This is a genomic window from Bifidobacterium apousia (assembly GCF_007559275.1).
GTDB classification, from domain to species: domain Bacteria; phylum Actinomycetota; class Actinomycetes; order Actinomycetales; family Bifidobacteriaceae; genus Bombiscardovia; species Bombiscardovia apousia.
On the sequence record NZ_VMHK01000002.1, the window covers coordinates 220,394 to 233,271 of the forward strand.

Genomic DNA, 12,878 nt, shown 5'->3' on the forward strand with positions numbered 1-12,878 from the left:
GCAAAGGAGCAGACATGGTTGTTGGCGAACAAGGCGTCATCGTGAGCGAATTACAAGAGGGCGCGACCAGTCTGGGCATCGAATTCGGCTCCACCCGTATCAAGGCTGTGCTGATCGACCATGACTACCGGACGCTGGCCACCGGGGACGTCGAGTGGGAGAACCGGCTGGAGGACGGCCTCTGGACCTACTCCATGGACCAGATTCATCAGGGTCTGCAGGCGGCCTATGCGGCCATGGCCGAGGATGTCCGTCGTCAGTACGGGGTGACGCTGACCAAGATCGGCGCCATGGGAATTTCGGCCATGATGCACGGCTACCTGGCCTTCGACAAGGATGGTCAGCTGTTGGTGCCTTTCCGCACTTGGCGCAACACCAACACCCGCCAGGCCCATGAGGAGCTGTCGCAGGTCTTCAGGATCAATATTCCCGAGCGCTGGTCCATCGCCCACCTCTACCAGGCCATTCTGAACGGCGAAGAGCATGTGCCCAGGGTGGCCTACATCACCACGCTGGCCGGCTACATGCACTGGAGACTCTCAGGTCGCAAGGTCATCGGCATCGGCGATGCTTCGGGCATGTTCCCCATCGACTCCTCCCGCAAGGAGTTCGACCAGGGCCTGCTGGACATCTTCTCCCGACTGCCCCAGGTTCAGGCCCAGCCCTGGGACATCCATGACCTGCTGCCGAAGCCGTTGACCGCCGGCAGCGATGCGGGCGCACTGACTGCAGAAGGGGCCGCCCTGTTGGATCCCAGTGGCCAGCTGCAGCCCGGCGTGCCCATGGCCCCGCCCGAGGGCGACGCGGGAACCGGCATGGTGGCGACCAACGCGGTTCGTCCCCGCACTGGCAACGTGTCTGCGGGCACTTCCATCTTCGCCATGGTGGTGCTGGAGCATCCCCTGCGTGACTTCCACCCCGAGGTGGATCCGGTCACCACACCGGCTGGGGATCCGGCCGGCATGAGCCATGCCAACAACTTCACCTCGGACCTGAATGCCTGGGTGGGGCTGTTCGGGGAATTCGCCAAGGCCGCCGGTCTGGACCTGAAAGGGGATGCGCTCTATGCCACCCTGTTCAACCAGGCCCTTCTGGGAGATAAGGACGCCGGCGGGCTGATCAACTACTGCTTCTATTCCGGGGAGTTCCTGGCTGGCCTGGAGGAGGGCCGGCCCGTCTTTGCCCGCGGCCCCGAGGGGCGGATGACCCTGGCCAACTTCATGCGGGCCCAGCTCTTCTCGGCCTTCTCGCCGGTCACCATCGGCATGGATGTGATGACCCGCCAGGAGCATGTCCAGGTGGACACCATGGTCGGGCACGGCGGCATCTTCGCCACCCCCAAGGTGGCCCAGCGAATCCTGGCCGCCGCCTTCGATGCCCCCATCAAGGTCATGTCCACCGCTGTGGAGGGGGGCGCCTGGGGCATGGCCGTCCTGGCCGACTACCTGGGCCATGCCGACCAGACCCTGGCCGACTACTTGGATGCCAATGTCTTTGCGGGCGTCCAGTCCACTACAGAGCAGCCGGATCCGGCTGATGTGAAGGGCTTCAGAACCTTCTTCGACCGCTTCACCAAGGGCCTGCCCATCGAGCAGGCGGCCGTGAAGACCATCCCCCTGCAGGGATGAGGCCCGGAGCTGAAAACGTCAAGCGGCCGGATCAGCGGGATCGGGCCGGGAAAAGGAGTTGCTGATGGTGTCCTTGGCTGATTATTCGCCCGAGGTGCGCGACGAGGTGAAACTGGTGCGCGAGCAGGTGGCCACCCTGCATGCGCAGTTGACCAGGTGGAATCTGGTGGTCTGGACGGCGGGCAACGTTTCGCAGCGGTTGCGCTCTGCCGATCTGATGGTCATCAAGCCCTCGGGGGTGCGCTATGAGCACCTGACCCCGGGATCCATGGTGGTCACCGATCTGGATGGCAATGTGGTTGACGGTGCCGAGGCTCCCTCTTCGGACACGCTATCCCACGCCTATATCTACAGGCACATGCCTGATGTCTACGGCGTGGTCCACACCCATTCCACCTATGCCACCGCCTGGGCGGCCACCGGCAGGGACATTCCCTGCGTGCTGACCATGATGGGTGATGAATTCGGCGGTCCCGTGCCTGTGGGGCCCTTCGAGCTGATCGGCTCCGAGGCCATCGGTAAGGGCGTGGTTGACACCCTCAAGGATCACCCGGGTTGCCCGGCTGTGCTCATGCGCAACCATGGGCCCTTTACTGTGGGAGCGGATGCGGAGGCTGCAGTCAAGGCGGCGGCCATGACCGAAGAGGTGGCCCACACGGTCTGGGCAGCTGAGCAGATCGGCACGCCCAAGCCCATCGAACCGGCCGACATAGCCAAGCTCAACGACCGGTACCAGCACGTCTACGGCCAGCACTGAGCTGGAAAGCATAAGCAAAGGAGCAAGAAGTATGAGCATGAACAATCCCTTCGAGGGCAAGGAGCTTTGGTTCGCCGTTGGTTCGCAGGACCTCTACGGCGAGGAGACCCTGCGCCAGGTGGGCGTCCAGGCGGCGGACATCGCCAAGTCCCTCAATGACTCGGGTCGGATCCCGGTCAAGCTGGTCTTGAAGCCCACGCTGAAGGATTCGGATTCCATCCTGAACTTCATGGTCGATGCCTCGTCGAACCCGGCCTGCATCGGCGTGGTGGCTTGGATGCACACCTTCAGCCCGGCCAAGATGTGGATCAGGGGTCTGGAGAAGCTGCGCAAGCCGCTGCTGCAGCTGAACACCCAGCACCATGTGGAGATCCCCTGGGACACCATCGACATGGACTTCATGAACCTGAACCAGTCGGCCCATGGCGACCGTGAGTTCGGTTACATCCTGACCAGGCTGGGAATCCCGCGCAAGATCGTGGTCGGCCATTACACCGACCCCGAGGTTGCCGACAAGATCGGCGTCTGGGCGCGTGCCTGCGCCGGCTGGGATGCCGCCAACAACATGAAGGTCTGCCGCTGGGGCGACAACATGCGCGACGTTGCCGTCACCGAGGGCGACAAGACCGAGGCTGAGCGGGTCTTCGGCGTCTCTGTCAACACCTGGCCGGTCAACGAGCTGGTGGAGCATGTGAATGCCGTCACCGACGACCAGGTCAAGGACCTGATCGAGGACTACAAGCGCAGCTATGAGGTGGCTCCCGAACTTCTGGACTCCCGGTACGACTCCCTGGTGGTGGCCGCTCGCGAGGAGCTCGGCATGCGGGCCATGATGGAAGAGGTGGGCGCCACCGCCGCCGTGGACAACTTCCAGGATCTGGGCGGACTGCATCAGCTACCCGGCGTGGGAGCCCAGCGGCTGATGGCCGACGGGTACGGATTCTCGGCAGAGGGCGACTGGAAGACCTCGGTTCTGATCCGGATCGGCAACGTCATGGGCTACGGTCTCAAGGGCGGCTGCTCGCTCATGGAGGACTACTCCTACAACTTCGTGCCTGGCCATGAGGAGATCATGGGCGCCCACATGCTGGAGGTCTCGCCCACGCTGCTGACCGAGGGACGGCCCCGCCTGGAGATCCACCCCCTGTCCATCGGCGACAGGGAGGATCCGGTGCGTCTGGTCTTCACGGCCACCCCCTGCACTGATGCTGTGGTGGTCTCCCTGGCGGATGTACGCGAACGCTTCCGCCTGGTCATGAACGTGGTGGATGTGGTCGAGCCCGGCGGGTCCCTGGCCAAGCTGCCTGTGGCACGTGCCCTCTGGAAGCCCCGGCCCTCGCTCAAGGTCTCGGCTGAGTGCTGGCTGCGCGCCGGCGCGGCCCACCATACCTGCATGACCACCACCGTGGGTCGCGAAGCCTGGGAGGACTTCGCCCGGATGGCCGGCGTGGAGCTCGCTGTCATCGACGAGAACACCGAACCGCGCCGTTTTGAGGCCGATCTGCGAGCCGCCGAGCTCTACCATCGGCTGGACAACCGGCACTGATCGCCTGTTTCAGAAAAGGTTGCAAGGCCCTGCCACTGCACATGTGGCGGGGCCTTTGATATTCGGCTTGTCGGTTTGCGTTGTCCCTACTTTGTCGGTACAGTGATGATTAGGCAATGGGAACAGTGGCATGTCCCAAAGTTGACATATTGCCCACCCCCCTGAGTCGGGGAAGTGATCGGTTGGGGAGGCGAAGATGTGCCTGGCCATCCTGTGCCTATTAACAAAGAAGGGAATGCGTGCATGCACATGCAACGAGATAATGAAGGGATAAGGCTCCCTAAGCTTTTAGGCTTGGCGGTTGCCGGAGCGACGCTCCTGGCGGGCATGGTCGTTTTGCCAGCCACCCAGGCTTCGGCCGCTACTGACTATGGATATAATGCCGAAGATGACTTCAGGCCGGGTCCGCTGCAATCAACAGTGAGTCCTAAGCTGACAGTTACCAAGTACCTGTCGCTTATCCCGGGGTATAACCCCACGGGTTCCTCTGTGGATGCTGCAAAAATAAATGCGAACGCTGACATGGTTCCTGCAAAGGACGTTACGTTTAATGTCATGGAGGTCAAGTCTGCCACAGATAATTTGGCTGACATTGATCCAATGAATAATACTACGTACACTGTTCAGAAAAACTATGTCGGTGTGACCGACGGCCAAGGTGTAATCAATAAGTGGTATCCGGCTGCTGAGGACGGCGGTATGCCGGCTAAAGGCACGGCAGAAGCCGCCTTCCCAGGAGGTGCCAACCATTGGTACATTCTGCAGGAAAATCGCGCTAAGTCATGGGCTTTCAACCCGGACAATCCGAACAAGCTTGATGCGTTGAAGTACCAAGATGCGGCGCCATCTTTCTTTGGCCTGCCTTATGCAGCCACTTCGCTCACGGACGACACGAATACTGCAAACAAGGTTCAAGGATACATTTATAATCTGCATCTGTATCCGAAGAACTTAAACTCCACTCAGTTCTCCAAGACTGTGCAGTCTATTACGGGTTCAAATGGCGACGTAAAGACTCAGCGGACTGCCGTTGCCGGCGATACCATCAATTACAAGCTTTCACAGAAGCTCTACAAGGGCGACGCGAAATCTAACGATGGTAAACTTGACGTGACAGAGTTAAAGGGCGAAGGAAACGATGTTATCATTGCCGACCGTATGTCTAGCTCATTGCGACTGGACGGTGATTTCACTGTTGTGCTCCGTTCCGATACCGGTTCTCCTAAAGACGTACCACTGGTCAAGGATACGGATTATACGGAGTCAACTCCAACAGAAAATCCTGAAAGCTTGGTTTCTGGTAAGAAGATGTTTACTAACGATGCACCTACTAGCAATGTCTCTTACTATGTTTTTAAGTTCTTCACTAGTCTTGACAAGGTAAAGGGCTTCGATGCTCCATCCTTCTCGATTGTCATCACCTATAATGCCAAGGTCACTGGAGATGGTGATTCTACTGGCACGGATGGTGTTGCCAACGATGCAGCTTCAGATTTCAGCGAAAACTTTGATACAAGCGGTAACCGTCTAGATCCTATTCCTGAACATACGAATGTGATCAACGGAGTCGTTGCCTTCGGTAATGTGAAGAATGAAGCATCAAAGTATGCGGCTCTGCCAGGGTCCGAGTTCCGTCTGGTTAAGGATCAAACGGAACCCGACAAGTATCTCGGTTCTGATGGCAACTTCTATACTGCCGATGACGCGACTAAGCCGACAAACGTCGAACTCTATAAGGCTACGGCTAACAACAATGGTGTGGTAGCATTCGCTGGTTTGCCCATATTTGGTGATACAGCGAAAGCTGCTGATGGGAGTAAGAAAGTACTGCAAGGTAATTGGTGGCTGGTAGAAACCAAGACCCCCAATGGCTGGCGTAGTCCTGGTGTCCCCTTCCAGAAGGTGACATTTGGGGATGCGGGTAAGACTGAGCAGGAAATTGCACAGCAGTATGGTCCCCATGCTACGGTTCAGCCCACGTACAGTGAGTTGCATTTTGCCAAGTTCGGAAGGACTCCTCAACAGATTACCGATGCTGGCGGTTCGGCGATAAAGTTTAATAATGTGCCAGTCGAAACTTATCTGATGCATTATGCGACTACTGATGGTGATTCACCATTGGCCCTGCCTCTGACTGGTGGTCGTGGCATCCTGCTGCTGTTGGTTGTCGGTGCCCTGATCATGGGTGGTGCCCTTTACGCCCGTAGTCGGCGCAATAACGCCGCCCGGGCCTGATGATCACGGTCACATCAAGAATCATGTGAGGTGACCCGATGGCGGACGGTTCCTCCGTGAATCGTCCGCCATTTTCATACGGACCGTTGAGATCTTCTTCAGTCCGAGTATGTTGGGACGTTGGTTTTGATTCATTTGGACCAGCGGATCTGACGCAATTACGTCGTCGAAAGGCGGCCGGAAGGGAAGGTTTATGAAGGGAATTGCCTTGCCGAAATGCCTCACCCACCGGGTTCTGCCCTGTCTGATTGCGGCCTTGGCCTGTTTAGGCCTTACCGCTTTCGATATGACGCCGGCGGCAGAGGCGGAGACGGTCAACCCGACCCTGACGGTGCAACTCAAGAGAGGGCATTCAGGTCAAGGAGGTCAGAATGACATCCTGCCGAGTGCTCCTGTATCGGCTGGAGCAGGGTATGTGTTTCGTGCCCTGAGGCTGGATGCCAGTACTCTGAAGAGCCGGGTGGAGGCATTAGACCATAATCCTGGCGCTGATAAGGCACAAGCGGCCGTCAGCAATGAGGTGGCAGCCAACCCAGATGCTTTCAAGGACAAGGCGCAACCCGCTGAATACTACGGTGTCTCTGATCAGGGAGGCACCATAACCAACTCATCAGAAGCAAAATCTCAAGGTGTTTGGCTTACAGGAGCTCAACTCGATTCAGATGTACCCAGTCTGACAGGCGGAAGTCCTGCTGTTTTCGACGGTGACTATTTCCATGCCTCGTATTGGCTGGTCACTCTGGTGGCCACACCCAAGAATGCAAAGGTAAAAGCCGACCCAGTGGTCGTGCAGTTGCCGCTTTACCGCGAACAGGGTGAAGTCCATCCGCTTTATGATGTGACAATAAGCCCCAAGCTTGTGGACGTGCCTCAGGTCGTGCCAGTAGTGCGACCAGGACCAGGCAAGCTTGCCGCTACCGGCGTATCCATGGTAGCGCCTGGCATTCTGCTTATGATCTTGGCCATGATGGGCCTCTACTTGGCGGTAGTCGCACATTCCTGGAACAGGGATGAACACTAGGTATTCTCCTGCCCATGTCGGTGTGATGCTAGCAAATGGCATCGTAGGCATTTGTGAGGATGCCTAAGGACCGGCGGTATCATATAGGTGCCGCCGGTCTTTGTATGTCAAAAGGTAGTAACGGGACTATTTGAAGTGCTGTGCGAGGAAGGCTATAGATGGACCAGAACACTGACTCCGCTACTATGAGCCCAGTTCATACCGCCGGCAACGGTGATGTTGCATACGAGTCCATTCCGACAGAATCAACCTCGTCAGACATACCTGCTGGGCAAGCAGATATGCCGCCTGCCTATGCTCCAAGTTCCGATATACCACCCTCCTATCCGCCTTCGGCAACACCTGAGGATAGAGGAGCTTCAGCATCGGATGATTTAGATACAATAGCAGCTCCAGTGTCTGTTTCAGGCCAAGCTACAACGTCGGCTCCCATAATTGTAGTTTCAGGACATCATTCCCAGGAAACAAGTCAACAAGGCAACGCTGGTCAGGCAGCTGCGGCAGCCTCCAAACAGGCCAAGAACGGTGGTAAGGCTCGCAAGTCAGGGCGGGGGTTCGGCCTCCTGGAGACCTTGGCCTTCATGATTGGTCTGGCAATCTTCCTCTACCCGCTATTGGCGGCATATGTAAACTATTCCAAGGATTCCACCGCAGTCGACAACTACGACCAGATCGTGGATGCACTTTCACCTGCACAGCGCAGAGCCATGTGGCGTGATGCCAAGAAGTACGACGAGGAATTAGGCAAGCCTACGCTGAGGGACCCCTTCAAGTACAAGGAAGTCAAGGAACCACTGGGTCGCTACTACAAAATCCTCAATGTAGACGGCAAAGGCATGATGGCCTATGTGGAGATCCCCAAGATCAATGTCAAGCTGCCCGTGCGGCACGGCACCAGCGATGTTGTGCTCAAGGATGGCACGGGGCACATCGCCACGACCCACGTGCCTACCGACAACAGAACCATCCACTCCGTCATTACGGGGCACACCGGCGAAGTCGGCTACATGCTGTTCGACAACCTGACCCAGCTGCGCAAGGGTGATGTCTTCCAGATACGTGTCCTCAAACGGCATATGAGCTACAAGGTGGACCAGATTAAGATCATCTTGCCTACCGATGTCAGTGCACTGCAGCCAGTCCAGAATTCCAACTATGTGACCCTGCTGACCTGCTATCCCTATGGCGTCAACTCCCACCGACTGATAGTGCGTGGTCACTATATCGGCGATGACGTGCCTCCCACCCAACCTGAGGGGGCGCCCATTTACATGGTCTGGGTGCTGCTGGCCCTGTTTTTGGCCTGCCTGGTGGGTTGGTACCTGCTTTCACGTCGCCGGCGCAACTGCCGTCATGAGCTGGAGCAGATGGAGCATCTGGAATCTCGGGCGACAGGACCGGGGGCCATGGGGGAGCCGCTGGCCACGATCATGGTCAGCCATGAGCAGGAGACCCGTTCAGAAGCCACACGCCGTCGCCGGTTGATCAAAACCCGACGAATCTGCAGCGCTTTCATGTGGCTGTTGGCTGTGCTCGGCCTCTTCTTCGCCTGGGGCACGGTCGGCATGATGATGAAGATCAGCCTGCTGCCCGTATTCGACCTTGGCTACCACTGGTTCGATACCCACGTGCTGTACTTCTTCAGCATCAGCAAAATGTAAGTCGGTGCATGAGCGGGCAGGTTTGACCACATAGGTCTGTTCTGTTGCAGCCGGGCTTTTGCCTGGCTCTAAAATGGAGCGAGCATGGCCCGGCAGACTGCTGGGCGGCATCCTGGGAAGGTGTGGACCATGACAGCAGTTCCTGACATCCAATTGTCTGACGGCAATCGCATTCCGCAGGTGGGCCTGGGCGTGCTCAGGATCGACGATGATCAAACCGCCGGGGTAGTGCGTTCTGCCCTGGAACTGGGTTATCGCCACATCGATACAGCAGCGGGCTACCTCAACGAAGGAGGCGTGGGCCGTGGCCTCAAAGCCTTCGGTTGCCAGAGCGGACCTGAGCGTGCCAACCTGTGGCTGACTACCAAGCTTCGTGACTCCGAACAAGGTTATGACAGTGCCCTGCGGGCCTTCGACCGCCAGCTGGCTCTGCTGGGCACCGACTATGTCGACATGTATATGATCCATTGGCCCACGCCGTTTGATTGGCGGGCCGACCAGGTTTGGCGTGCATTCCATCGGCTGCGCGATGAGGGGCGGGTGCGGACCCTGGGGGTCTGCAACTTCCTGCCAGAGCATCTGGAGCGGCTGCACCGGGAGACGGGGGAGTACCCTGCCGTGGATCAGATCGAGCTGCACCCCAGCTGGCAGCAGCGCACGGTAACGGCCTTCTGCAAGGAGCATGGCATAGCCGTCCAGGCATACTCTCCATTGGCACGTGGCGCAGATCTGACAGCCGGAGGCGGAAGGCTGGAGCAAATCGCCCAGGCCCACGGGGTCACGCCGGCCCAGGTGGTGCTGCGCTGGCACATCGAGAACGGGACCATCATCATTCCCAAGTCTGTTCACCGGGAAAGGCAGGCGGAGAACCTGGACCTGTTCGGCTTCAGCCTGACCCCTGAGGAGCATGCCGCCATCGATGCCATGGACTCCCCGGTGCGTGCAGGACACGACCCGATGACCTACGCCTACGCCTGACCGCTATGATGGATGATTCATGCAAGCAGTCGACATAGGAGGTATCGGCGGTAGATGACCGGTCCGAGACGCAGAAGATATCGGTATCGAGGCCGCAGCCGGTACGGTTCGGTTTGGAGGAATCCCGCCCCGGCCCGCTTCCGTCGTGAATCGCTCACGGAACGGGTGCTGATCCTTCTGGTGGTGGCTGTGGTCTTGGGCATCACCATCGGTCTGATATTGCCAAGGGTCAATGGTGGAGTCGGACGGCTGACCGGCCGATATACGGCAACCGGCGATGCGGCCCAGACCCTGCAGAGTCTGACAGTGGACGATCATTCCCGCCCTGGTCGCCAGTACCGGCGTGAGTCCTTCGGCTTCAAGGAGACCGATGCGGACGGCAACGGCTGCAATGTGCGCGAGGATGTGTTGACCCGCGACCTGACTGACCTGCGTACCACTACTCCCGGCGGGTGCAAGGTGGCCAGCGGTCGTCTGCAGGATCCCTACACGGGGCGAACCATCGAATTTGTCAGAGGCCCGAAGACCAGCTCGGCCGTGCAGATCGACCACGTGGTCGCTCTGGAGAATGCCTGGCGGTCAGGAGCCAGCAAGTGGGACACGGCCCGCCGCTATCGGTTTGGCAACGACCCCTACAATCTGCTTGCTGTGGACGGCCCGGCCAACCAGGCCAAGGGGAGCGCTTCGGCCGACTACTGGCTGCCCGAGAACAAGGACTATCAGTGCTCGTATGTGGCCCGTCAGATAGGAGTCAAGGACAAGTACTCCCTGAGTGTCACCAGCTCGGAAAAACAGGCCATGCTGGCCGTTCTGCACACCTGTCCGGGCCAGCCCCTCCCGCAGGATCGTTGATCGCTGGCCTTGGCTGACAAACGGAATTGACTGCCATGTAAGGGTCTATTCGCGTAGGTGCTTGATAGCCTGACTTTCTGCACTGAACTGGACCTCTTAAGGTGTGATAGCATTGTTGCAGTTTGATACACAGTTGTATCAACAGCATAGATTTCGATTTGATCAGGGTCTATGACCGCAACAATCAGCAACAGAGAGGTTGACTATGAATGAGAATATCGGCTCGGATATACCCGGAACCGGAAACCGTATTCGGGATCATACGCGGGCAAAGCACAGATTGACCATTCTGTTTGTCGCCCTAGCGATGATTTTGGGCTTGTCCTTTGGAGCGCCAAAGGCGGTTGCTGCTCAGGGAGCAGGGCAAAAGTCCGATTCTGCAGGCGGAAGCGGGCTGATCGTCAATGACCGTTTTTGGGATGACGCTGACGGTAATCCAATGTATATGCAGGGCGGAGGGATTTTCGATTTCCCGGATCCTGCTACGGGGAAGGTCTCTCATTTTTGGTATGGTGTTCACTTTTCCCAGGCTGAAGCTTATCGCCAGGACCCAACCCATGCGCTCACTGGCAATGATTTCATCTCTGTGGATGTCTACAAATCCGCGAATCTGACCGATTGGCAGTATCAAGGCGTGGCGTTGGACAGGGCGCAGGCTGATGCATTCTCCAGTGACTTTGGTGGCCGTAGTGCGGGTTGGGTATGCAGAATGGGAGTTGCTTATGTCCCTGAGTTGCACACTTATGCCATGCTTATCCAACATGAAATGCCAACGGATGCAACGGGTCGCAATTTCGACAAAAAGGTGATGATCGCTACAGCCGATTCGCCTGCTGGACCGTTCAAAGCCCAGAGGCGTATTGACATGCGAGATTACGGGCTGGGCACCAGCAATACCGGTGACCAGAGTGTCTTCCAGGATGAGGATGGCACAGGTTATCTGATTTATTCCTATGGCCGTGGCCGGGGCAGTGTCTGGGCGGCCAGAATAGGCGCTAAAGGGGGTCAGGTGGATCTGCTTGAACCTACCAAGCTCTACCAGGGCTTCGGGCGTGAAGGCAATGCGCTTTTCAAGTATGCTGGCCGGTATTATCTGGCTGGTTCCGATCTATTCGGGTGGGATGCATCCCGAATTCATTTTCAGGTAGCAGATCATCTGTTTGGTCCCTATCAGCCCGTCAATCAGACGGTGATCATGGATGGCAGCCGAGCGGATTTCGGCCACATCACTCAGACCGGTTTTTACTACACCTTGCACGGCAGCCGAGCAGAGACCGTCATTCACTGCGGCGATCGATGGGCTGACTTTGCGGGTAATGGGCTTGGATACAACCAGTGGAATCCGCTGAGTTTTGATGATTCCGGCACGCCTCGCTTCAATTCCATGAGTCGGTGGAAGCTGGATGCCGATACCGGCCTTTGGTCGGTTGGTGATGCCAATGACTATGTGCTCAACGGTTCCTTCGAAGCGGACAGGGTTTCGGTGGGTGAACAGGGGTATCGGGACAAGGACGGCAAGGTGATTGCCGATATCGCCGGATGGCGGCGGGTCAATCCAGATGCCGTGAACAATGTAGCCGATGCCTATGGGCGAGTGGGCGACTATGATCTGCGATTCGCCCCTGGACGATCCCGGAGCGCCTCCATTGTCCAGGATTTGGATGAACCAGGGCATGTTCCCCTGCACGCCGGCCGTTTTCTTCTGAAACTCTCCTATGTGAACCCCAAAGGCATGGATCATGCCAGGATCGCGATTGAATCCGGCGGGAAGACCTCGGAGATTGACCTGGCTGCCTCTACCGGCACAGACTGGAAGCAGGCCTCCTTGCCGGTCGATCTGCCAGGCGGGCATACCAAAATCACTATTGAAGCCTCCGGCAGTTTGGGCCAGACCCTGCATGTGGATGACGTGTCCCTGACAGGTGTGCCTGAAAAGGGCGATGAGACCAATGACCTGGTCGATCACGACGGAAATGGTACGCCGGCAGGCCCTGGAGGTTCCGCGTCCGGTTCTGTGAATTCAGACCAATCTCTACCCGTCCGTCCTACAGCTGGCAGCGGCGGTCTATCCTCCACTTTGGCTGCCACGGGCATCGCTATCGGCCGCACTCCAATTTTCGTAGCGAGCTGCCTGTTGGCGGGCATTCTGTCCATGGTCGTAGCCGTGTACTGTCGGCGACGTCTCATTGAGCGGAATTGA

Annotated in this window: 9 protein-coding genes; all 9 read left to right on the forward strand. The window is 57.9% G+C overall.

Going from position 1 to position 12,878, the window contains the following annotated elements; all coding sequences use genetic code 11:
* The first annotated feature begins 14 nt into the window (after window positions 1-14).
* The 9 genes from FPK30_RS03725 to FPK30_RS03765 all read left to right on the forward strand — a co-directional run bounded on the left by FPK30_RS03725 (window position 15) and on the right by FPK30_RS03765 (window position 12,878).
* Entirely contained in the window at window positions 15-1,628 is a 1,614-nt protein-coding gene (locus FPK30_RS03725) for a xylulokinase (RefSeq protein WP_144085347.1), read from the forward strand.
* Between the two features lie 64 nt (window positions 1,629-1,692).
* Window positions 1,693-2,385 (forward strand): L-ribulose-5-phosphate 4-epimerase, encoded by a 693-nt coding sequence (locus FPK30_RS03730; RefSeq protein ID WP_144085348.1) that lies wholly within the window; start codon window positions 1,693-1,695, stop codon window positions 2,383-2,385.
* A gap of 31 nt (window positions 2,386-2,416) precedes the next feature.
* A complete protein-coding gene (araA, locus tag FPK30_RS03735; RefSeq protein WP_144085349.1) occupies window positions 2,417-3,931 on the forward strand; it encodes an L-arabinose isomerase in 1,515 nt (504 codons plus the stop codon).
* A 243-nt stretch (window positions 3,932-4,174) separates the two neighbouring features.
* A complete protein-coding gene (locus FPK30_RS03740; RefSeq protein ID WP_144085350.1) occupies window positions 4,175-6,166 on the forward strand; it encodes an LPXTG cell wall anchor domain-containing protein in 1,992 nt (663 codons plus the stop codon).
* Between the two features lie 193 nt (window positions 6,167-6,359).
* The gene (locus tag FPK30_RS03745) at window positions 6,360-7,187 is read left to right on the forward strand and encodes a hypothetical protein (RefSeq protein WP_144085351.1); all 828 of its coding nucleotides are present in this window, start codon (window positions 6,360-6,362) and stop codon (window positions 7,185-7,187) included.
* Window positions 7,188-7,768: 581 nt separating this feature from the next.
* A complete protein-coding gene (locus FPK30_RS03750; RefSeq protein WP_186279361.1) occupies window positions 7,769-8,848 on the forward strand; it encodes a class C sortase in 1,080 nt (359 codons plus the stop codon).
* Between the two features lie 129 nt (window positions 8,849-8,977).
* On the forward strand, window positions 8,978-9,826 hold the full coding sequence (locus tag FPK30_RS03755) for an aldo/keto reductase (RefSeq protein WP_186279362.1): 849 nt from the start codon (window positions 8,978-8,980) through the stop codon (window positions 9,824-9,826).
* Window positions 9,827-9,880: 54 nt separating this feature from the next.
* The gene (locus tag FPK30_RS03760) at window positions 9,881-10,678 is read left to right on the forward strand and encodes an HNH endonuclease family protein (protein ID WP_232345826.1); all 798 of its coding nucleotides are present in this window, start codon (window positions 9,881-9,883) and stop codon (window positions 10,676-10,678) included.
* Between the two features lie 205 nt (window positions 10,679-10,883).
* Complete coding sequence (locus FPK30_RS03765) at window positions 10,884-12,878, forward strand: family 43 glycosylhydrolase (RefSeq protein WP_144085354.1); 1,995 nt, start codon at window positions 10,884-10,886, stop codon at window positions 12,876-12,878.

Excerpts from the sequence above, each read along its gene's own strand:
- araA (WP_144085349.1), top strand. The coding sequence starts at position 2,417 with ATGAGCATGAACAATCCCTTCGAGGGCAAGGAGCTTTGGTTCGCCGTT.
- FPK30_RS03725 (WP_144085347.1), top strand. The coding sequence starts at position 15 with ATGGTTGTTGGCGAACAAGGCGTCATCGTGAGCGAATTACAAGAGGGC.
- FPK30_RS03765 (WP_144085354.1), top strand. The coding sequence starts at position 10,884 with ATGAATGAGAATATCGGCTCGGATATACCCGGAACCGGAAACCGTATT.
- FPK30_RS03755 (WP_186279362.1), top strand. The coding sequence starts at position 8,978 with ATGACAGCAGTTCCTGACATCCAATTGTCTGACGGCAATCGCATTCCG.
- FPK30_RS03760 (WP_232345826.1), top strand. The coding sequence starts at position 9,881 with ATGACCGGTCCGAGACGCAGAAGATATCGGTATCGAGGCCGCAGCCGG.
- FPK30_RS03745 (WP_144085351.1), top strand. The coding sequence starts at position 6,360 with ATGAAGGGAATTGCCTTGCCGAAATGCCTCACCCACCGGGTTCTGCCC.
- FPK30_RS03750 (WP_186279361.1), top strand. The coding sequence starts at position 7,769 with ATGATTGGTCTGGCAATCTTCCTCTACCCGCTATTGGCGGCATATGTA.
- FPK30_RS03730 (WP_144085348.1), top strand. The coding sequence starts at position 1,693 with ATGGTGTCCTTGGCTGATTATTCGCCCGAGGTGCGCGACGAGGTGAAA.
- FPK30_RS03740 (WP_144085350.1), top strand. The coding sequence starts at position 4,175 with ATGCACATGCAACGAGATAATGAAGGGATAAGGCTCCCTAAGCTTTTA.